The sequence below is a fragment of the Winogradskyella wandonensis genome (assembly GCF_004346845.1).
GTDB lineage: Bacteria > Bacteroidota > Bacteroidia > Flavobacteriales > Flavobacteriaceae > Winogradskyella > Winogradskyella wandonensis.
On the sequence record NZ_SMGI01000002.1, the window covers coordinates 202,683 to 223,565 of the forward strand.

The following is a 20,883-nucleotide window of genomic DNA, read 5'->3' on the forward strand; positions in this document are numbered from 1 at the left end:
CTCACTATAACTAATTAGTTTCTTCCCTTTGGGAAGACGGAAGATGGGCTTCTAAAAGCTTTTCTACTTCGTTTGCAATATCTTTTGTTGCATTAATTAATGCTAGTTTTTTAATATTCTTTCCTAATTGATTTCTATTTTCTTCAGAATCTATTAGTTGATGAAAAGTATCTTCAAAATTGGTGTCGAGCAGAGACTCTTTTAACAAAACTGCTGCATTTTTATCTACAATCGCTTGCGCATTTTTGGTTTGGTGGTCCTCCGCAACATTGGGAGACGGTATAAAAATTACCGGTTTACCAACAACACATAATTCTGAAACTGAGCTTGCTCCAGCTCTAGAGATTATAATATTTGCCGCAGCATATGCTAAATCCATTTGATTTAAAAAGGCGTGTACCTGAACGTTTTCTTGGTTATTGAATTTGCGATATTTATCGATATATAGCTTTCCGCACTGCCAAATAAGTTGAACGTTGTGGTTTTTAAGGAATTTTAGTTTAGACTCAATAAGTTCGTTAATACGTCTCGCTCCTAAACTTCCTCCTAAAACCAAGAGTGTGAGTTTATTTTCATCTAATTGAAACTCTTTTTCTGCAATTTCAGTTTTACCATTTATCTCCATCAATTCTTTACGAATCGGATTTCCAGTTAAAACAATTTTATCTTTCGGAAAAAATCGCTCTAAACCTTCGTAGGCTACACAGATACAATTTGCCTTTTTACTTAAAAGCTTATTTGTGATTCCTGGATAAGAATTTTGTTCTTGTATCAATGTCGGAATGCCTTTTGAATTTGCCATCTGTAACAATGGACCACTTGCGAAACCTCCTGTTCCTATGACCACATCTGGTTTAAATTGTCTTATGATTTGTCTCGATTTAAACAAACTAGATATTAACTTAATCGGAAACATTAAGTTCTTCAATGTCAGCTTTCGCTGAATACCAGAAATCCAAAGTCCCTTAATCTTATAACCTGCTTGAGGCACTTTTTCCATTTCCATGCGGTCTTTTGCCCCAACGAATAAAAACTCTGCGTTGGGATAACGCGATTTTAATTCGTTAGCAATAGCGATTGCAGGATAGATATGTCCGCCTGTTCCACCGCCTGATAATATGAACTTATATTTTGATTTTCTCTCTTTCATTATTGACCTCTCGACTGCGCTCGAGGAAACATTCTCTTATATAGTTTCTGACAAAATATCGAGAGGGTTGTCTTCCCTAATTTCGTCTTCTTTTGCTTTTATTTCTTCGCGCTTTGCACTGACACTTAATATAATACCAATAGCCATACAAGTCATCCAAATTGATGTTCCACCACTACTAATTAGTGGTAAAGTTTGTCCCGTGACAGGAAATAATTCTACAGCTACAGCCATATTAATTAATGCTTGAAATACAATAGGTAAACCAACGCCCAGTACAAGAAGTTTCCCGAAGATGGTATCTGATTTTTGTGATACAATAACTATCCTAAATAATAACCAAGAATACATTACCAATAAAAATAGCCCGCCAAACAAGCCGTACTCTTCGACTATAATCGCAAAAATAAAATCCGAAGACGACTGCGGTAAAATATTTTTTTGTTTGCTTTTTCCCGGACCTAAACCGTTAATTCCGCCAGATGCGATAGCTATTTTCGCATTTTCGATTTGATAATCTTCTTCGGTATCTTCACCATTTGCAAAGTTTTCAATACGACTAATCCATGTATCAACACGATTAGGCATAACATCTGGAAACGATTTTGCAACAAGCACAAAAAATACTAGAGCCATAATTCCAGAGCCAATAATTACTAGCAAATAGCGAATAGGATAACCACCTAAGAATGTCAATAAAACAACCATAGAGAATATAATTGCTGTTGTCGAGAAATTTGCAGGCAATATTAACATCAGCACTATAAAAACGGGTATCCATAAAGGCAGAATTGTCTCTTTAAATGTTATTCTTTTATCCTTTATTTTGGACAGATATCTTGCAACGTAAACCATTAAAACAACCGACGCTAGATTAGACGTCTGAAAAGACATATTAATAAATGGAATTTTTATCCATCTGCTTGCATTAGCGCCATCGATGGTTGTTCCTTGAAGTACAGTGACAACTAGCAAAACAATAACCACAGGTATCATTACCATTGAAAGCCCCCTAAAATACCTGTAAGGAATTTTATGTACAGCGTACATAATGGTAAAGCCTAAAAACAAATGCATGAAATGTTTTAATAAATAAGAAAATGTATTCCCTGAACCGCCAGTATATGCCAAATTACTAGCTGCCGAGTAAACAGGTAAAAATGAGAAAATAGCCAATAAAGTTGCTATTGCCCAAATAAGCCTATCTCCTTTTATATTTCTAAAAACACCTTGCATTTTAATAGTTTATGATGACTGAGCCTCTCGAAGACATCCATAAAAGTTCTTTTTTGTGGTTTCGAGAACCTCAACCACCATAATTATAATTTTCTTACTGCTTCTTTAAATTGGCGACCTCTGTCTTCGTAATTTTCAAACAAATCAAAACTTGCACATGCCGGAGACAGCAACACATTATCACCCGCGCTTGCAATTTTGTAAGCAATTTTTACAGCTTCACTCATAAACTGAGTTTCGATAATGACGTCCACCATGTTCCCAAAAGTTTCCATGAGTTTGGCATTATCTACGCCTAGGCAAATGATTGCTTTTACCTTTTCGTTTACAAAAGGAAATAATTCTTTGTAGTCGTTTCCTTTATCCTCACCACCAACAATCCAAATTGTAGGGGCTTGCATACTCTCTAAGGCAAAATAAGTTGCGTTGACGTTTGTTGCTTTAGAGTCGTTGATGTATTGAACTTTATTAATTCTAAGCACATTTTCTAGTCTGTGCTCAACGCCCTGAAAGTTTTCTAAACTCTCTCTAATTGTTTGCTTCCTAATCTTAAGCAAGTGAGCGGCTGTCGATGCAGCCATGGCATTTTTAACGTTGTGTTTTCCGTCTAATGCTAGTTTTTTAATTGGCATAGTTATTTGATTATTATCAATAGTTATTATTATATTTTTATCCTTTATAAATGCACCATTTTCAAAATTTTTCGTTAATGAAAATGGTAACTTTTGAGATTTTATAGGATTAGATTTCATCCAACTTTCTATCACTGGGTCATCCGCATCGTAAATGAAAAAATCGTCTTCAGTCTGGTTTTCTATAATTCTGAATTTTGAAGCGATATAGTTTTCGAACTTGTAATCGTAGCGATCTAGATGATCCGGAGTGATGTTCGTTAGAATAGCAATTTTGGGTTTAAAATCTTTAATATCATCTAATTGAAAACTACTAACCTCAAGCACGTAATTTTCATAATCCTCTTCCAAGATTTGCTTTGCAAAACTATCACCTATATTACCTGCTAAACCGATGTTTAATTCTTGCTTTAGTATATGATGCGTCAAACTCGCTGTTGTTGTTTTACCATTACTTCCAGTTATTGCTACCAAAGTTGCATTTGTATAATTTGAAGCAAATTCAATCTCCGAAACTATAGGTATATCTGCTTCTCTAATCTGTTTTACCAAATTCACTTTATCTGGAATCCCTGGGCTTTTCATTACGATATCAGCATTCAGAATTTTATGTTCGGAATGTTGTTTTTCTTCCCATTCAATCTCATTATGTAAAAGAACGTCCTTGTACTTCTTTTTTATTTCACCTTTATCCGAAACAAAGACCTCATAACCTTTTGCTTTTCCTAATAGCGCTGTACCAACACCACTTTCGCCTCCTCCAAGAATTACAAGCCTTTTCATTTATCTAATTTTCAATGTCACTATGGTAAGTATCGCCAGCAGTATTCCGATAATCCAGAATCTGGTAACAATTTTACTTTCGTGATATCCTGATTTTTGATAATGATGATGCAAAGGCGACATCTTAAAAATTCGCCTTCCTTCGCCATATTTTTTTCTTGTGTATTTGAAATAGCTTACCTGCATAACCACAGATAAATTCTCAGCTAAAAAGATGCCGCAAAGAATTGGTATTAACCATTCTTTACGAACAGCAATTGCAATCACAGCAATAATTCCTCCTATAGTTAAACTTCCTGTATCACCCATAAATACTTGAGCTGGATACGTGTTATACCATAAAAACCCGATTAGCGCTCCTACAAATGCCGCAATGTAGATAGTGATTTCCTCTACACGTGGTATGTACATAATGTTGAGATATTCTGAGAAAATAATATTACCTGAGACCCATGCAAATATGCCTAACGTGAGTACAATTATGGCTGATGTGCCGGCAGCTAAACCATCAATACCATCTGTAAGATTTGCGCCGTTAGAAACTGCTGTGATAATAAATATAGCTGCTAATATGAAGATAATCCATGCGTATTTTTCAAGACTTGGACTTATCCAAGTCACTAAATCGGCATAATCGAATTCATTATTCTTTACAAAAGGAATTGTGGTTTTGGTTGATTTTTCTTCGGCTTCAAATAGTTTAGAAGGTTCGATATCAGGATTTTCTGCCAATAAGACTTTTTGTTGTTCAATCGGTAACTTCTCTTTCATCGTTACATCTTGATGAAAGTAAAGTGTCGCCCCTATGATAATGCCTAAACCAACTTGACCTAAAACTTTGAATTTCCCTTTTAAACCATCTTTATCATTCTTGAATTTCTTGATATAGTCATCTATGAATCCTATAGCACCCATCCAAACCGTGGTGACTATCAATAATATAATATATATATTAGCCAACTTAGCTAACAGAAGTACGGGAATTAAAGTGGCGAGAATAATTATGATGCCACCCATAGTTGGTGTACCCGCTTTTTCAGCTTGACCTTCGAGACCTAAATCTCTTATAGTTTCGCCCACTTGCTGACGCTGTAAATAGCGAATAATACGTTTACCGTATACAATTGAAATTAACAGAGAAAGAATCATCGCAATAGCAGCCCTAAACGTTAGAAACCCAAAGAGTGAAGCTCCAGGAAACTGAAACTGCTTTTCTAAATAATCGAATAGGTAGTATAACATAGGTTTACTTTTGCAATTGTTTTAATAGTTGACTCACAATCTGGTAATCGTCAAAATCCGTACGCTCTCCATTGATTTCTTGATAGGTCTCATGACCTTTACCTGCGATAAGAATAATATCATTAGGCTGCGCTAATTGACATGCTGTTTTTATCGCTTGTTTTCTATCTAAAATTGAGAGTACCTTCTTAAAATTCTGAGGTTCTACACCATCTTCTATATCATTAATAATGGTCTGTGGGTCTTCTGTTCTAGGATTATCGCTAGTAAAAATGACTTTTGTACTCAATGCTGAAGCGATATGCCCCATTTTTGGTCTTTTAGCTGCATCTCTATCACCGCCACAGCCAACAACAGTTATTAATTGTTCGTTTTTTGTTCTGATAGAATTGATGGTTTCAAGAACATTTTTTAAAGCATCTGGCGTGTGTGCGTAATCGACAATAGCCGTGATTTTTTCGTCTGACACAAAATATTCAAAACGTCCGCTAACACTTTCTAATTCACTTATATACCTAAGGCTTTCTTCATTTTCTAGACCTAATAATTCTGAGGCTGCGTATATTGCTAAAAGATTATAAGCGTTAAAATTGCCTATTAGTCTTGTCCAAACCTCATTGTCATTTAACTTTAAAAGCAAACCTCCGAACTGATTTTCTAAAATTTGCGCTTTGTAATCGGCATAAGTTTTAAGAGCGTAGGTGTATTTTTTTGCATTGGTATTTTGCATCATTACCAAGCCATTTTTATCGTCTGTATTTACTAGACAAAAGCCTGTTTTTGGTAAATCATCGAAAAACGCTTTTTTTACATCGCGATACTCTGCAAATGTGTTGTGATAGTCTAAATGGTCATGCGATAAGTTGGTGAAAATTCCGCCTGCAAAATGCAACCCTTGCGTCCTACACTGGTGTATACCGTGAGAACTCACTTCCATGAAGCAAAACTCCACACCTTGCTCGTTCATTAACTGTAAATACTTGTTTATAGTAAGCGAATCTGGAGTTGTATGTGTTGCTTTATATTCCACATTATCCACCATTATCTTTACAGTAGATAACAACCCAACCTTATAACCTGCTTTTTTGAATAATTGGTAAAGCAAGGAACTAACAGTAGTCTTACCATTAGTCCCTGTTGTACCGACTAACTTCAAGTTTTCCGAAGGATTTTCGTAATAGTTTGCCGCCATAAAAGCTAGAGCTTCATTAGAATTCTCTACCTCTATATAGGTAACATTATCAACTAATTCTTCGGGTAAATTTTGACAAACCACGGCAACCGCACCATCCTTAATTGACTTGGATATATAGTCATGTCCGTCTGACAGTGTTCCTACTAATGCCACAAAAACATCATTTGATTCAATTTTACGCGAATCGAATTCAATTTTATTAATAGTAATACTAGTACTACCCACAACAGCATTAATCTTAACCTTGTATAATATGTCTTTTAAAAGTTTCACGATGCGTCTAGTACGATAGTTTGATTAGGTTTAAGTTTTATATTTTTTGAAATAGATTGTGCTGTAACAACACCGCTTCCATTTAATTTCACCTTAACATCGACCTCCATATTCTCTAAAAAGGCTACGGCGTCCATGGCCGGCATACCTACCAAATCTGGCATTATGGTTTTATAGGTATTTGATACTGAGTTAAATTTTTCGAAATCCTGAACAACCTTTGGGTTTTTAAACTCAACAGTCTGTATTTCTTCTACAAGAGGTGTGTCTGTATAAATTTTTTGAGCTATGCGCTTAAATACTGGACCCGACACATCTGCACCATAAAAACCGACTTCTGTACTTGGTTTGTGAATTACTACAATACATGAATATTTAGGATTTTCGGCAGGAAAATAACCCGCAAAAGAGGACACATACTTTGGGTCTTTGCGCCACTCTTCGTAATTGGCATAATCTGTTCGAGCTGTGCCTGTTTTACCAGCCATAGAAAAGGTTTCGGAATACAACTTCTTACCTGTACCACGAACAACAATGTTTTTTAGGATTTCTTTTATTTTAGAGAGCGTTTGGTTAGAGCATAGTTTATCTACCAATACTTCTTTTTCAAAAATCTCTATAGGTCTATCAAATTCTTTTACAGCTCTTAAAAATCTTGGTTTTATAAGCTGACCGTTGTTTGCAATGGCGTTGTAAAAAGCTAATGTCTGAAGCGGCGTTAATTGCATGTTATAACCATATGCCATAGAAGGTAATGCGTTTCTACTCCAAATTTTGTCTCCAGGTTTTGGTATAACTGGTTGACCCTCGCCAATAATTGCGACACCTAACTTCTGGTCCAGCTTCCAATCTCGTAGTCTTTTTAAGAATTTCTCTGGGGTTTTTGAATAATTGTCGTCTACGATTGTTGCCAATCCAATATTTGAAGACACTTCTAATGCCCGTGCTGCAGAAATTTTACCATGTCCTTCTCCTGAGTCGTTTATAGGACGCCCATAAAACATTTTTCGACCATTTTTGGTGTCGACCACAGTAGAAGTATCAATAACCTTATCTTCTAAAGCTGCCATCATTGCCATCACTTTAAAAGTTGACCCAGGCTCGTGACTCTCGCCTACAGCGTAGTTAAGACGCTCGTAATATTTACCACTTTTACCTCTACCAAGGTTAGATATGGCTTTAATCTCTCCTGTTTTTACATCCATAACCACCACGCAACCGTGGTCTGCTTCATATTTTTCTAGCTGCCCCAATAATGAATGATGTGCTATATCTTGGATATTAACATCGATGGTCGTATAAATATCATAACCATCTTTTGCCTCAATTTCGTTGGCATCTCGTAACGGCTTCCACTCACCATTTCCGATTTTTTGTTTAAGCCTTTTTCCGTTTTCGCCTCTTAAATAATCCTTCCCAAAAGCGCCATCAATTCCAACTCGTGTTGCATAATTGTTTTCGTCAATACGCTCGTAACCAATAGAGCGTTCTGCAATACCACCCATTGGATGCTCTCGTTTTGTGGTTTGATTATATACAAAGCCACCGCGAACAGCTCCTAATTTGAACAATGGAAAATTTCTTACTCTAATAAAATCTGAATAGGAAAGATTTCGCAATAACAACAAATACTGATTTTTTGTTTTCCGCGCTTTTTTAATTTTCTGTTCGAAACTGTTTGAAGATTTCCCAGTAAAAGCCGCCAAAGAATCGCAAAGTGGTTTTATGTACTTTTTGAAGTTTTTTTCTGAAGACGTCACAGCGTCTATGGCAATATCATATTTGGGAATAGACATAGCTAAAAGGCTACCATCGGCAGAGTAGATATTACCACGATTAGCAGGAATTTCGAATGCTTTGATGGTACGCTTTTGCGCCATAGCACGGTACTTGTCCCCATGAATAAATTGTATCGAGCAAAGCTTAAAGACTACGGCCAAAGCAAAGACAAACATACAGCCTGCTACGAAGTACAATCTGTTTAATATGTTAGTTTCTGATGTTGCCAAAGCTTACTCTTGTCTTTTAATTCTGATTTTTTTCGGAGGAACTTCAGAAATTTCAAGTCCTTTTTCCGCTACCTTTTTTTCTATGGTAGATTCCATTTTTAATCGCATTAATTTGGAGCGACCATCCATAAATGCCGAACGCAATTCTTTTGCTTCGTTAGTTAATCGTGAAATTTCATAGACCTTTTTATCGGCACTATGCGCGCTTGCAATCATGATTATGGCTAGCCCTGAAATAAAAAGAATGACCCGCCAATTTTTAAACGAATCATCACTGATTAGAAATGTACCTCTTAATATGCTGTAGATACTTTTTTTCACAATTTCTCTGCGACTCTTAGTTTTGCACTGCGTGCTCTGTTATTTGCTTTTATTTCTTCTTGTGTTGGCACAATTAAACCTCCTATCTTCTTTAACGGAACTTCGAAATTCCCAAACATATCTCGTTCCGGTTCACCTTCAAACATGCCGTTTCTAATAAATCGCTTTACCAATCTATCCTCTAAAGAGTGATACGAGATAAAACTTAAACGCCCTCCTTTTTTCAAAATCTCTGGCGTTTGGATTAATAATTCTTTTAGTGCTTCTATTTCTTGATTTACCTCTATTCTAATAGCTTGATAAATCTGAGCCAACACTTTATTTTCTTTCCTATGATTTAAAAACCGGTTTAAAACCGTTTTAAGTTCTTCACTGGTTTTTATTTCTTTTATTTCTCTTTCTTCACACATCACTCTAGCCATAGCTGGTGCTTGTCTTAATTCGCCATACATAGCAAAAACACGTCGTAAATCTTCCTCGTCGTAATCATTAACCACTTGGTAAGCGGAAAGCTCACTGTCTTGATTCATCCGCATATCTAAATCAGCTTCAAAACGCGTAGAAAAACCTCTTTCTGGAACATCAAACTGATGCGACGATACGCCAAAATCAGCTAAAATGCCATCAACCTCTTTTACGCCATAGAATTTTAAAAAACGTTTGATGTACCTAAAGTTTTCATTGATTAATGTAAACCTGTCGTCATCTATTACATTAGCTAAAGCATCCGTATCTTGATCAAATGCAAAAAGCTTTCCGTCTGGACCGAGCCTTTTTAAAATTTCTCGGCTATGCCCACCGCCACCAAAAGTGACATCGACATAAACACCATTTGGTTTTATATCTAAACCATCGACCGTTTCTTTTAATAGTACCGCATTATGATAATCCATCTGCTACATCGTCTTGTCCCATAACCTCTTCTGCCAAATCTGCAAAATCGAGAGCCGCATCATCTATTGCTTTTTCGTACTTTTCTTTATCCCAGATTTCAACAATATTTACTGCTGACGCTAACACGGTTTGCTTGGTAATTCCTGAAAAAGACAACAAATCTTTTGGAATTAGTAAGCGACCCGTAGTATCCACTTCGACCACTTTTACACCTGCTGTAAAGCGACGTATAAAAGCATCATTCTTTTTATTAAAACGGTTAAGCTTATTTACTTTTTGCATTAATTTTTCCCATTCTGGCATAGGATATAACTCTAAGCAAGGCTGAAAAACAGCACGCTTTAATACAAAACCAGATTGCACAACAGGCGCCAGCTGTTTCTTTAAAACAGCTGGCAACATTAGCCTGCCTTTAGCATCGGCTTTTACTTCGTATGTTCCTATTAATGCATTCAAACGATTGGGTCAAAAAAGGTTTCAAACAATTATAAAATCAAATATATTGAAAAAATACCCACATTTTACCACATTTTACCACTTTTGTTGATAAGTTTTCCTTTTTTCGATAAAAAACAAAAAATACGAGATGATTAAAGTCTATCTGGATTGGTAAAAAACCAGCAGCTTAATGCTCCTTTTATCCCAAGTATTTAACTATATTTGTTTTTAACTATACTAACTAATGCATGGCACACCTTTTAAAGGAAGAAAAGGATTTTAGATATATCGAAGTTGGAGAAGGCACCCCTATAATTGTTCTACATGGGCTTATGGGTGGTTTGAGTAATTTTGACGGCGTAACTGATTTTTTTAGCGCTAAAGGCTACAAAGTTCTTATCCCAGAACTACCTATTTACACGATGTCTTTATTAAAAACCAACGTAAAGACTTTTGCTAAATATTTACATGACTTTATAGAATTTAAAGGCTTTAAAAAAGTACTTCTTCTTGGCAATTCTTTAGGAGGACATATCGGTCTCTACCACACCAAACTATATCCTGAAAAAGTAAAAGGCCTTATAATTACAGGTAGTTCTGGCCTATACGAGAGTGCTATGGGTAGCGGATATACGAAACGCAGCGACTATGAGGTTATCAAGAAAAAAGCGCAAGATGTGTTTTATGACCCAAAAGTTGCGACTAAAGAAATTGTAGATGAAGTTTACGAGACAGTAAACGATAGAAACAAACTCATAAAAACCTTAGCAATTGCTAAAAGTGCCATCCGACATAATATGGCAAAGGATTTACCAAAAATGCACACACCTACTTGTATTATTTGGGGTAAAAATGACACTGTTACACCTCCTGATGTGGCGGATGAGTTTCACGAGTTGTTACCAGACTCAGAGTTATTTTGGATTGACAAATGTGGGCATGCAGCCATGATGGAACATCCGGATGAATTTAATAAAATTCTTTATAGCTGGTTGCAATCTAGAGAGTTTTAATACTAAAAAAGATTTCCGTTTTCACGGAACTAACCATGAAAATAAAGTCTGCTGAATTTGTAATGAGCAATTCTGACGTGGCTAAATGTCCTAAACAGCCATTGCCAGAATACGCTTTTATTGGGCGTAGTAATGTGGGAAAGTCTTCTCTTATTAACATGCTTACGGACAGAAAAAGCTTAGCAAAAACCTCTGGACGCCCAGGAAAAACACAACTCATTAACCATTTTATTATTAATGATAATTGGTTTCTTGTAGATTTACCAGGCTATGGCTATGCGCGAGTTTCTAAATCTACTAAAAAGACCTTTCAAAAGTTTATTACCAATTATTTTGAACAACGCCAGCAACTGGTTTCTGCCTTTGTACTGATAGATATCAGACACAAACCTCAGCCTATAGATTTAGACTTTATGCAATATCTGGGCGAACGTGAAATACCTTTTTCTATCATCTTTACTAAAGCGGACAAGCTGAAACCAAAAGCTATTGAAAGACATGTAGAAGACTATTGCAATCGGCTTTTGCAATTCTGGGAAGAACTGCCACCTTACTTCGTAACTTCTTCTAGTAAAAAAATTGGACAAGATGAAGTACTTGGCTTTATCAGTGACACGAATGAGGAGATTGAGAAATTAAGAAATCAGCTCTAACTCTTCACATCCAAAGCATCACGTAAGGCATTACCAATAAGCATAAATGCCATTACTAAAATCATGATACAAATCCCTGGAATTAAAGCCAGATAAGGTTTTCCTAATATAATGTAGTTGTAGTGGTCTTTTATCATAGCACCCCAACTTGCCATTGGTGGTTGTGCACCAATACCTAAAAAGCTCAAACCACTTTCTATTAAAATGGCTGCTGCAAAATTTGCTGCAGAAATTACAATCAAAGGTGCCATAATATTTGGCAAAATATGTTTTGTAATAATTCTAAAATCTGTAAAACCTAATGCTTTAGCCGCTGTAACATATTGCAATTGTTTTGCACCAATTATCTGTCCTCTAACTACTCTTGCCACCTCAACCCACATCGTTAAACCTACAGCTATAAATACTTGCCAAAATCCTTTACCCAAAGCAAGCGTTATAGCAATTACTAACAATAGCGTTGGGATTGACCACGTGATATTAATAATCCACATAATAAAGGCGTCTACTTTTCCACCATAATAACCCGCTAGACTACCCATAAACAAACCAACAATTAAGGAGATAAAAACTGCTACAAAACCAATAAAAAATGATATTCGAGCACCGACTAAAATCCGGCTTAAGTAATCTCTTCCGTACTTATCTGTGCCAAATACAAAAGTTCTTTCTTTGATATAAGACTCTGCTTCAGCATTTGGAAAAGTTGAAATATTTATAGATTTCTGCTGACCAACCAAACCGTCATCTGCATACTCTGTATAGACTAGACTTTCGCCTTCAATCTTATAATTAGAAATTGGGATTTCTGTGGTTGCATTGTTTTTTCCAAAAAATAGTTTTGATAGCCAAGTGGATTCGTCTTTAATATCATTCGGTATTTCCAGCATTAGCACTTTAAAGCCCGGAGATTTAGAGTGAATAGACAAATGCATCTGGTTTGCATTTTTAGAATCGTCTGGCACTAATACATAAGCGAAGATAGACACTAAACCTATTGCTACGATAACCCAAAAACTGAAAACGCCCCAAATATTCTGTTTGAATTTTTGGAGCGCTAAACCTGTTAATGAGTTGTTGCTTTTAGACATTTAAATTACTTCTCGACTGCCGCTCGAAGTGACAGAATAGTGTATAAATGATAAAGATAATATTTAGTTTTTCATTTGCGCTACATTATTTTTAATAGCATATGATAGTTTTAAATCATTAAGTACATTAAGCGCCTCTTCTACATACACATCTTTGCTTAAACTCTCATGCCAACGCTTACGCTTTTCTTTTAATATAGAATCTTTTTCGATAAGCTTCAATTCGTAAGGGAGAGAACTAAACGACAGATTAGTTTTGTAGTCTGATATTTTCTCAAAGCGCTTAGCCTGTTCTTCATTTAACTCTAAACGTTGTTTGTATTGCTCATAGTTTAGAGAGAAAGTTTCGTTATCTCTTATTTCGTTAATCCATCTTGCGTTTTCATCAATAAGTCTTAATTGCTCGTTATTTGCAATACGTTGCTTACTTTTCTCGATAGCGGCATCGTAATCGTAATAGTTATCCCATAGTTTGTAATCTGCGGCATCTATTCTGTCCCAAGACAACGGATTATCCTGAGTGCGCTCTCCTATACCTATATATTTGTAACGGTCTGGAACTATGATATCACTCTTTACCCCTTTTAACTGTGTAGAACCTCCATTAACTCTGTAATACTTATCTGTTGTGAATTTAATAGCACCTAAGTCGCCATTAGAATTATTGCGCACCATCCTATTTAGGTCTACCACGTTTTGCACTGTTCCTTTTCCAAAAGTTTGTTCACTACCAATAACTACAGCACGTTTGTAATCTTGCATCGCGGCCGCTAATATTTCGGAAGCAGAAGCAGACAACTCATTAACCATAATTACTAAAGGCCCATCCCAAACGATAGATTTATCCGTATCGCTAAGTACACGCTTGTCTTCCGTAGTACTCTTTACCTGCACTATCGGACCTTCTTCAATAAATAATCCTGCCATATCTACAACAGCACCAAGTGAACCACCACGATTATCGCGGAGGTCTAAAACAATCCCTTCGATGCCATCTTTCTTAAGTCTTTCTATTTCTTTTTTAACGTCTATTGCACTACTAATTCTATTGTTTCTGTCGAAATTATCATAAAAACTCGGTAAATTAATTATACCGTATTTCTTTCCATCTTTTATTACAGTAGAAGACTTAGCATAGGTTTCTTCTAGCACAACCTCATCACGCTCAATTGTAATATCCCTTACGGTCCCATCAACTTTTTTTACAGTTAAAATCACAGAAGTTCCTTTTGGTCCTTTTATGTATTTTACTGCGTCTTCAATTCGCATTCCTACAATATTTACAGCCTTTTCCTCATCCTCTTGTCTAACCTTTAATATTTGATCACCAGCTTCTAATTCGTTTTGACGCCATGCTGGGCCACCACTTATAAGCTCACTAATTGAAATAACATCTAGTTTACGTTGTAATCTGGCGCCTATACCCTCAAATTTACCTGACATATCTACATCAAAGCGATCTTTGTCTTCTGGTGTAAAATAAAATGTATGCGGGTCGAACTCTCTTACGATTGCGTTTATATACACACCAAACCAATCTTCTCTGTCGCGCTCTTGGATGTAGGTAAATAATTCTTCTAACGACTTTTTGGTTGTTTCACGAGCTTCGGCTTCGACTTCTTTTTCAGATTTTAATTCAACCGTTTCGTCATCCTCTGCTAATAGTCTATTAGTTTCCAAAGCTTCATCATAATTTGCAATGGTAGAAAACTTTAACTGCTTTCTCCAGCGTTCTTTGAGCTCTCTTTTATTTTTAACGTAGTCTAACGCTTCGTAATCCGAATTAAATTCTTCTTCTTTTGAATAATCAAAAGGTTTATCTAATATTTTTGAATATACCTCTTGAGATTCTGATATTCTTTGAATTAAACGCTGATGTGTTAAATCAAAAAAACTTAAATCGTAAGCTTTAAGCTGGTCATCAATTTGATTCTTGTAAGTTTCAAATTCTTTTATATCTGACTCATAAAAATAGCGCTTAAAAGGATCTAGTTGATTAATATAATCCTCGTAAACACGTGCAGAAAAATCGTCATTTATATCTTGTGGCGCATAGTGACCTTGGTCTAATAGATAAGTAATTAATCTAACCAATAACTTGTCTTTATCGCCATCGCCATCAACTTTACTTGTAAAACTACAAGATGCAACGGCTATTAATAATGCTAGTAGTAAAAATTTGTATCTCCCTTTCATGTGTTAATTTTTATTGTTCTTAATGGTCGCACGGAACATCCTACAGAATCATCTTTATGAGTGACTAATATTTAGTCATGGATGTTTCATTCTAATTTCAATTTGTGCGCAATAATATTATCAATAATTGTCTAAAATAGACGAAAAAATCGTGCCATAAAACCAAACTGCTACTAATTTTTTGTTAAACCAATATTATATCGCTTTTCCTAGGTATTTTAGTATTTTAGCATAGCTAAATAATCATTTAAATGGCTAAAAGACCTCTTATTCTTGTAACTAACGACGATGGCATAACCGCACCTGGATTACGCACCTTAATTCATGTTATGAATTCTATCGGTGATGTTGTCGTAGTAGCTCCAGACAGCCCGCAAAGCGCTATGGGCCATGCTATAACAATTAATTCTACGCTACATGTCGAAAAAGTCACCATTGATGATGGCCCGCAGACAGAATATAGTTGTTCTGGCACACCCGCAGATTGTGTAAAATTAGCGGTTAGAGAAGTCTTAAAACGTAAACCAGATTTGTGCGTTTCTGGCATTAATCATGGCTCTAACTCATCTATAAATGTTATATACTCCGGAACGATGAGTGCAGCACTAGAAGCTGGGATAGAGGGAATTCCTGCCATTGGGTTTTCATTATTAGACTATAATTGGAGTGCCAATTTTAAACATTGTAAGCCATTTGTAAAAACAATTGCTTCTAATGTTTTGGAAAACGGATTACAAGATGGCGTTGTACTTAATGTTAATATACCCAATGTTGAAAAAGACGCAATTAAAGGTGTAAAAATATGCCGTCAGGCAAGAGCAAATTGGGAAGAAGAGTTTGATAAAAGAACCAATCCAATGGGTCGCGATTACTACTGGTTAACAGGAAAATTTGTAAATATGGACCAAGGTGAAGATACAGACGAATGGGCGCTTGCTAATAACTATATTTCTGTAGTGCCAGTTCAATTTGATTTAACAGCACATCATGCCATTCAAAAATTAAACACTTGGAATTTTGAATCATAAAAAGGAAATTATCATTGGTTTTTTTGTGGGGCTAATTGCTGTTGGTATAGGTATTTTTATTTTTGATTTAGGTGTCGGCCTCTACAAAGGCAGCTCCATTAATCGAATAATCGACAGGTCATTTAGCACCATTTTATTAGACAAACGCGCTAGTATAGGTGCTTTAATCAATCTCCCTGTTTTTTATTTCTTTCTAAATAGAAAAAAAGATAATTACGCTAAAGGTGTTCTCCTTGCCACAATTTTAATTGGGATATTATTTTTAATAAATAAGCTATGAAGTACTATATAATTGCTGGGGAAGCCTCGGGAGATTTACATGGCTCTAATTTGATGAAAGCCCTCTTAAAAGAGGACCAAGATGCTGACATTAGATTTTGGGGTGGTGATTTAATGCAGGCTGTAGGTGGCACTTTAGTAACACACTACAAAGAGCGCTCCTTTATGGGTTTTGCCGAAGTAATTATGAATCTTAAAACCATTCTTGGTTTTATAAAATTCTGTAAAGAGGATATAGAATCTTACAAACCAGATGTTATTATTTTTATTGATAACTCTGGATTTAATCTTAGGATAGCCAAATGGGCAAAAGCTCTTGGTTATAAAACACACTACTACATTTCTCCTCAAGTCTGGGCATCACGTGCTGGTCGCGTTAAGAAAATAAAACGCGATGTAGACGCTATGTATACGATTTTACCTTTTGAAAAAGCGTTTTATAAAACGTATGGTTACGACGTTCATTTTGTAGGGCATCCGTTAATTGATGCTATTTCTGATAGAAAACTTGTTGATGAAACTCTTTTTAGAAAAGAACATCAACTTAGTAGTAAACCAATTATCGCTTTATTGCCAGGAAGCCGAAAACAGGAAATTAAAAAAATGCTTGATGTGATGCTAAGCGTTATTGAAGATTTTGAGGATTACCAATTTGTTATTGCAGGCGCACCGAGCCAAGAATATAGTTTTTATCAGTCTATAATAAAAAACAGACCTATTGCCTTTGTAGATAATAAAACACATGATTTACTGAGTATCTCTTTTGCTGCTTTGGTCACCTCTGGTACAGCAACCTTAGAAACAGCCTTATTTAAAGTACCGCAAGTTGTTTGTTATAAGGCAAATGCTATATCTTACCAAATAGCAAAACGCATTATCACGCTTAAGTTTATTTCTTTGGTTAATCTGATTATGGATGAAGAAGTTGTTACAGAGTTAATTCAGCACGATTTAAATACAAAACAACTTAAGAAAGAATTGCATACTATTTTGAATCCTGAAAAACGCGAGCAACTCTTTTTAGATTATTACGAATTGGAACAAAAGTTAGGTGGTAGAGGCGCAAGTGAGAATACTGCAAAATTAATTTACGAGGCTATTAAGAATTAAAAGACTTCCGTTTGTACAGAAGACAACTATGAGAAAAACCTACTTACTCTTCATTTTACTTGCATTACTTAGCAGCTGTGGTTCTTCCCGAAAAGCCTCTAAAAGTTCAAAACGGAAAACCGTAATTACCACAAAAACAACATCGAAAAACCAAATATCCGACAAAGCACAATCTATAATCAATTATGCCAAAACGTTTAAAGGAACTCGTTATAAATATGGTGGTACAACTAAAAAAGGGATGGATTGTTCTGGCTTAATTTATGCATCTTTTGGCGCTCATGATGTTGTTATGCCACGTACAACCCAAGCGCTCTCTTCTGCTGGAGATTGGGTTGATATAAAAAAGGTGCAGGAAGGTGATTTGGTATTTTTTGCTACTAAGAAAAATAGCCGAAAAGTAAATCACGTCGGGATTGTAACCGAAGTAAAAAATGGTGATATTTCTTTTATTCACGCATCTACAAGCCGCGGCGTAATGATATCTAAAGTCTCGGAGCGGTATTGGTACTTGGCTTACGTACAAGCAAGACGGTATTTGTAGCTTCGAGAGCCTCAGCTACCAACCTTAAAAAATCTTAGCTACCAAATTAAGTGTATTACATTTCAATTTTTTGAGTAACTTTCTGTTATGAAGTTGCTTAATTTCAACATAATAAAGCTCAGCATTTGCCTTATTATTGGCATATGTATTGGTTTTTATTTTGAAATTTCTATAAAAAACTCACTTTATGCACTTGTAATTTTAGGCTTAGGACTTACAGCAACATATCTCTACGCTTTTAAGAAGAATAAACTTACTCATCTGTTTGGCGGACTAGTTGTTTCAATATTCGTTCTGTTAGGTGTTCTAAGAACTCAGCTTTATGATGAAACTATTCAACCGTCCCATTACATTAATTCTAAAATTGATTATTCAAATTATCAAGACTTCCAATTAAAAATAATAGAGCGTCTAAAACCTGATAATTACAACTTAAAATATGTTGCAGAAATCATTAGCCTTAATGATATTAAAGCTAGTGGAAAAGTATTGCTGAATCTCCAAAAAGATTCTACACTTTATGATTTGGGTATTGGAGAATTCTATTTTACAAACAGTCAACTTTCTCAAGTCTCAGGTCCAAAAAATCCTTTTCAGTTTGATTACAGGAATTATTTAAAGCAACGCAACATCCATCACCAAATCTATTTAGATTCTAATGAACTGATTAAACTAGTAAGCCACTCAAAATCTATAGCGAGTTATGCCGACGCTTTTAGAACTCAAGTTAACTTTAAGCTCGAAAAAGCAGGTTTTAAACCAGACACTTTAGCTATTATTAATGCACTATTATTAGGGCAGCGTCAAGATATAAGCCCCGAAATTTACAATAACTACGTTAACGCGGGCACTATACACATACTTGCGGTTTCTGGACTTCATGTTGGGATTATTTTTATCATTCTCAATTATTTATTGAGGCCTTTACACCGATTAAAAAATGGGAAGCATATTCTAAAACCAATTTTAATTCTACTCGTACTTTGGTCGTTTGCTTTTGTCGCGGGATTATCACCTTCTGTTACGAGAGCGGTTACCATGTTTAGCATTATTACGTTTGCACAGTTTTTACGTCGTCCAACGAATATCTATAACACCATTACCATATCGGCTTTTATTTTATTGCTCTTGAAGCCTATTTATCTTTTCGATGTTGGTTTTCAGATGAGTTACTTAGCAGTATTAGCTATAGTAAGCATTCAACCTATGCTTTATAAATTATGGACACCTAAGTATAAAGTCGTAGATTATTTTTGGCAAATTTTTACAGTGACTATAGCAGCGCAATTAGGTGTTGCGCCAATTAGCTTGTTCTATTTTCATCAATTTCCAGGACTGTTTTTTGTTTCAAATTTGGTCATCATTCCCGTGTTAGGTGTTATACTAGGCTTAGGCATTTTGGTTATTCTACTAGCTTTAATAAACATATTGCCTAGCTTCCTTGCTAAAGGTTTCGGGTTTATTATTGAATCCTTGAATAACTTTATCGCTTGGATTGCCCAGTTTGAAAATTTCCTATTAAGAGACATCTCATTTAGTATCTATCATGTTTTAGCAAGCTATCTAATGATTATTAGTGGACTCTATCTCTTCAAACAAAAGTCAGTGAAATCAATACATTACTCGCTTTTTAGTGTGTTACTATTTTCTTGTGTTTTGATTTATACCAAACATAAAAACAGTACAAATGAGTTGGTGATATACAATAAAACCAGAGCTACAATTTTAGGAAAAAAAGCAGACCACCAGTTAGTCGTCTATCACAATTTAGATTCTAACGCTATCCTACATGAAAAGACTCTAAAAAATTACAAAGTTGGTCATTTTGTTAATTCCACAATTTATGACCGTCTTGAACTAGTTTATAGTTTTAAAAATGAGAAAATTCTAATCGTCGATAGTTTAGGTGTCTACAATATAAAAAACTTTAAACCAGATTATGTTCTGTTAAAAGACTCTCCAAAAATTAATCTCAATCGACTTATTGACTCTTTACAACCTAAGCAAATTATTGCCGATGCTAGTAATTATAAATCTTATGTTGAGCGATGGAAACAAACGTGTAGGCATAAAAAAATCTCTTTCCATAATACTTATGAAAAGGGCGCTTTTATATTGAAATAAAATTAATTTGATAAAAAAGCCATTGTGACTACGCTCAAGGTCACACACCAAACTTATTACTTTGTTTGTCCGAAGCTAGGTTTAAAGTTCTTGTAGTACTCGTTAAATGCCTCTTGAGATGTCATAGATTTGTACTCATCGCTTTTAAACAATTTTAAGTACAACTCTAATTGTTGAGGATTTTGATAACCTGTAATTGGGGCGATAAGTCGTAATTCTTCATCAAAAAAAGCAATGGTCGGATATGCCCTAATTTGAAGAAATCGAGAAAATTCGTGAGGACTATTTCGTCTATTAGCTTTGCTTGCGTCATAACCAGGATTAGAAAAGGTATTATCCTTGTACGTGATGGTTGAGTTACCTTCCGCATTAAATTTTACAGCGTAAAAATTAGCGTTGACATACTCTACCACATCTTTATTCTGAAAGGTATTTCTATCTAACATTTTACAAGGACCACACCAGTTGGTATAGACGTCCATCATAATTTTCTTAGGATTCTTTTTTTGAAGTGCTACGGCTTCTTCAAAAGTTATCCAATTAATTTCTTGTGCTGATATGTTTATTGTAAAGAACACAACAAACATTCCAAATATTATCTTTTTCATCATATCTACTCAGTAGCAATTACTAGACCAAACTTACAAAATAAAAACGCCCCATTACGGGGCG

Annotated in this window: 19 protein-coding genes; 7 read left to right on the top strand and 12 right to left on the bottom strand. The window is 35.3% G+C overall.

Annotated elements, in window-relative coordinates:
* Positions 1–10: 10 nt before the first annotated feature.
* From murG to mraZ, 9 genes are all read right to left on the bottom strand, one after another.
* Positions 11–1,150: an undecaprenyldiphospho-muramoylpentapeptide beta-N-acetylglucosaminyltransferase gene (gene murG, locus DFQ05_RS05765; protein ID WP_132704455.1), complete on the bottom strand. Its 1,140-nt coding sequence runs from the start codon at positions 1,148–1,150 to the stop codon at positions 11–13.
* A 36-nt stretch (positions 1,151–1,186) separates the two neighbouring features.
* The gene (locus DFQ05_RS05770; RefSeq protein ID WP_132704456.1) at positions 1,187–2,386 is read right to left on the bottom strand and encodes an FtsW/RodA/SpoVE family cell cycle protein; all 1,200 of its coding nucleotides are present in this window, start codon (positions 2,384–2,386) and stop codon (positions 1,187–1,189) included.
* An 83-nt stretch (positions 2,387–2,469) separates the two neighbouring features.
* Positions 2,470–3,801 carry a UDP-N-acetylmuramoyl-L-alanine--D-glutamate ligase gene (gene murD, locus DFQ05_RS05775; protein WP_132704457.1) on the bottom strand — a complete coding sequence of 444 codons (1,332 nt, stop codon included), beginning with the start codon at positions 3,799–3,801 and terminating at the stop codon, positions 2,470–2,472.
* On the bottom strand, positions 3,802–5,043 hold the full coding sequence (gene mraY / locus DFQ05_RS05780) for a phospho-N-acetylmuramoyl-pentapeptide-transferase (RefSeq protein ID WP_132704458.1): 1,242 nt from the start codon (positions 5,041–5,043) through the stop codon (positions 3,802–3,804). It abuts the gene before it with no gap.
* 4 nt (positions 5,044–5,047) lie between these two features.
* Positions 5,048–6,511, bottom strand: a complete 1,464-nt coding sequence (locus tag DFQ05_RS05785; protein WP_132704459.1) for a UDP-N-acetylmuramoyl-L-alanyl-D-glutamate--2,6-diaminopimelate ligase — start codon at positions 6,509–6,511, stop codon at positions 5,048–5,050.
* The gene (locus DFQ05_RS05790) at positions 6,508–8,466 is read right to left on the bottom strand and encodes a penicillin-binding protein (protein ID WP_132705090.1); all 1,959 of its coding nucleotides are present in this window, start codon (positions 8,464–8,466) and stop codon (positions 6,508–6,510) included. Before DFQ05_RS05790 ends, DFQ05_RS05785 begins: the two co-directional genes overlap by 4 nt.
* Positions 8,467–8,523: 57 nt before the next feature.
* Positions 8,524–8,841, bottom strand: a complete 318-nt coding sequence (locus DFQ05_RS05795; protein ID WP_132704460.1) for an FtsL-like putative cell division protein — start codon at positions 8,839–8,841, stop codon at positions 8,524–8,526.
* Positions 8,838–9,734, bottom strand: a complete 897-nt coding sequence (rsmH, locus tag DFQ05_RS05800) for a 16S rRNA (cytosine(1402)-N(4))-methyltransferase RsmH (RefSeq protein ID WP_132704461.1) — start codon at positions 9,732–9,734, stop codon at positions 8,838–8,840. The genes DFQ05_RS05795 and rsmH overlap by 4 nt, the downstream gene beginning before the upstream one ends.
* The gene (gene mraZ, locus DFQ05_RS05805; RefSeq protein WP_132704462.1) at positions 9,721–10,191 is read right to left on the bottom strand and encodes a division/cell wall cluster transcriptional repressor MraZ; all 471 of its coding nucleotides are present in this window, start codon (positions 10,189–10,191) and stop codon (positions 9,721–9,723) included. The genes rsmH and mraZ overlap by 14 nt, the downstream gene beginning before the upstream one ends.
* 230 nt (positions 10,192–10,421) lie before the next feature.
* Between mraZ and DFQ05_RS05810 the strand changes: the two genes are divergently transcribed.
* A complete protein-coding gene (locus DFQ05_RS05810) occupies positions 10,422–11,186 on the top strand; it encodes an alpha/beta fold hydrolase (protein ID WP_132704463.1) in 765 nt (254 codons plus the stop codon).
* Between the two features lie 35 nt (positions 11,187–11,221).
* Positions 11,222–11,839 (top strand): ribosome biogenesis GTP-binding protein YihA/YsxC, encoded by a 618-nt coding sequence (gene yihA, locus DFQ05_RS05815; protein WP_132704464.1) that lies wholly within the window; start codon positions 11,222–11,224, stop codon positions 11,837–11,839.
* Here the strand turns inward: yihA and DFQ05_RS05820 are convergent.
* Complete coding sequence (locus DFQ05_RS05820; protein ID WP_132704465.1) at positions 11,836–12,930, bottom strand: ABC transporter permease; 1,095 nt, start codon at positions 12,928–12,930, stop codon at positions 11,836–11,838. The two genes, yihA and DFQ05_RS05820, sit on opposite strands and share 4 nt — an antisense overlap.
* 63 nt (positions 12,931–12,993) lie before the next feature.
* On the bottom strand, positions 12,994–15,126 hold the full coding sequence (locus DFQ05_RS05825; protein WP_132704466.1) for a carboxy terminal-processing peptidase: 2,133 nt from the start codon (positions 15,124–15,126) through the stop codon (positions 12,994–12,996).
* Positions 15,127–15,377: 251 nt separating this feature from the next.
* Between DFQ05_RS05825 and surE the strand changes: the two genes are divergently transcribed.
* The 5 genes from surE (at position 15,378) to DFQ05_RS05850 (ending at position 20,211) form a co-directional block, all read left to right on the top strand.
* Positions 15,378–16,154: a 5'/3'-nucleotidase SurE gene (gene surE, locus DFQ05_RS05830; protein WP_132704467.1), complete on the top strand. Its 777-nt coding sequence runs from the start codon at positions 15,378–15,380 to the stop codon at positions 16,152–16,154.
* Positions 16,144–16,434: a hypothetical protein gene (locus DFQ05_RS05835; RefSeq protein ID WP_132704468.1), complete on the top strand. Its 291-nt coding sequence runs from the start codon at positions 16,144–16,146 to the stop codon at positions 16,432–16,434. Before surE ends, DFQ05_RS05835 begins: the two co-directional genes overlap by 11 nt.
* Entirely contained in the window at positions 16,431–17,543 is a 1,113-nt protein-coding gene (gene lpxB, locus DFQ05_RS05840; protein ID WP_132704469.1) for a lipid-A-disaccharide synthase, read from the top strand. Before DFQ05_RS05835 ends, lpxB begins: the two co-directional genes overlap by 4 nt.
* A 28-nt stretch (positions 17,544–17,571) precedes the next feature.
* Positions 17,572–18,087, top strand: coding sequence for a C40 family peptidase (locus DFQ05_RS05845; RefSeq protein ID WP_132704470.1), 516 nt, complete (start codon positions 17,572–17,574; stop codon positions 18,085–18,087).
* Positions 18,088–18,174: 87 nt separating this feature from the next.
* Positions 18,175–20,211: a ComEC/Rec2 family competence protein gene (locus DFQ05_RS05850; RefSeq protein WP_132704471.1), complete on the top strand. Its 2,037-nt coding sequence runs from the start codon at positions 18,175–18,177 to the stop codon at positions 20,209–20,211.
* 56 nt (positions 20,212–20,267) lie between these two features.
* Here DFQ05_RS05850 and DFQ05_RS05855 read toward each other — a convergent pair whose 3' ends face one another.
* A complete protein-coding gene (locus tag DFQ05_RS05855) occupies positions 20,268–20,819 on the bottom strand; it encodes a thioredoxin family protein (protein ID WP_199221979.1) in 552 nt (183 codons plus the stop codon).
* Positions 20,820–20,883: the final 64 nt, after the last annotated feature.

Coding starts and splice junctions, on each gene's coding strand:
- murG (WP_132704455.1), bottom strand. CDS start 1,150: ATGAAAGAGAGAAAATCAAAATATAAGTTCATATTATCAGGCGGTGGA.
- DFQ05_RS05770 (WP_132704456.1), bottom strand. CDS start 2,386: ATGCAAGGTGTTTTTAGAAATATAAAAGGAGATAGGCTTATTTGGGCA.
- murD (WP_132704457.1), bottom strand. CDS start 3,801: ATGAAAAGGCTTGTAATTCTTGGAGGAGGCGAAAGTGGTGTTGGTACA.
- mraY (WP_132704458.1), bottom strand. CDS start 5,043: ATGTTATACTACCTATTCGATTATTTAGAAAAGCAGTTTCAGTTTCCT.
- DFQ05_RS05790 (WP_132705090.1), bottom strand. CDS start 8,466: ATGTTTGTCTTTGCTTTGGCCGTAGTCTTTAAGCTTTGCTCGATACAA.
- rsmH (WP_132704461.1), bottom strand. CDS start 9,734: ATGGATTATCATAATGCGGTACTATTAAAAGAAACGGTCGATGGTTTA.
- DFQ05_RS05810 (WP_132704463.1), top strand. CDS start 10,422: ATGGCACACCTTTTAAAGGAAGAAAAGGATTTTAGATATATCGAAGTT.
- yihA (WP_132704464.1), top strand. CDS start 11,222: ATGAAAATAAAGTCTGCTGAATTTGTAATGAGCAATTCTGACGTGGCT.
- DFQ05_RS05820 (WP_132704465.1), bottom strand. CDS start 12,930: ATGTCTAAAAGCAACAACTCATTAACAGGTTTAGCGCTCCAAAAATTC.
- DFQ05_RS05825 (WP_132704466.1), bottom strand. CDS start 15,126: ATGAAAGGGAGATACAAATTTTTACTACTAGCATTATTAATAGCCGTT.
- surE (WP_132704467.1), top strand. CDS start 15,378: ATGGCTAAAAGACCTCTTATTCTTGTAACTAACGACGATGGCATAACC.
- lpxB (WP_132704469.1), top strand. CDS start 16,431: ATGAAGTACTATATAATTGCTGGGGAAGCCTCGGGAGATTTACATGGC.
- DFQ05_RS05845 (WP_132704470.1), top strand. CDS start 17,572: ATGAGAAAAACCTACTTACTCTTCATTTTACTTGCATTACTTAGCAGC.
- DFQ05_RS05850 (WP_132704471.1), top strand. CDS start 18,175: ATGAAGTTGCTTAATTTCAACATAATAAAGCTCAGCATTTGCCTTATT.
- DFQ05_RS05855 (WP_199221979.1), bottom strand. CDS start 20,819: ATGAAAAAGATAATATTTGGAATGTTTGTTGTGTTCTTTACAATAAAC.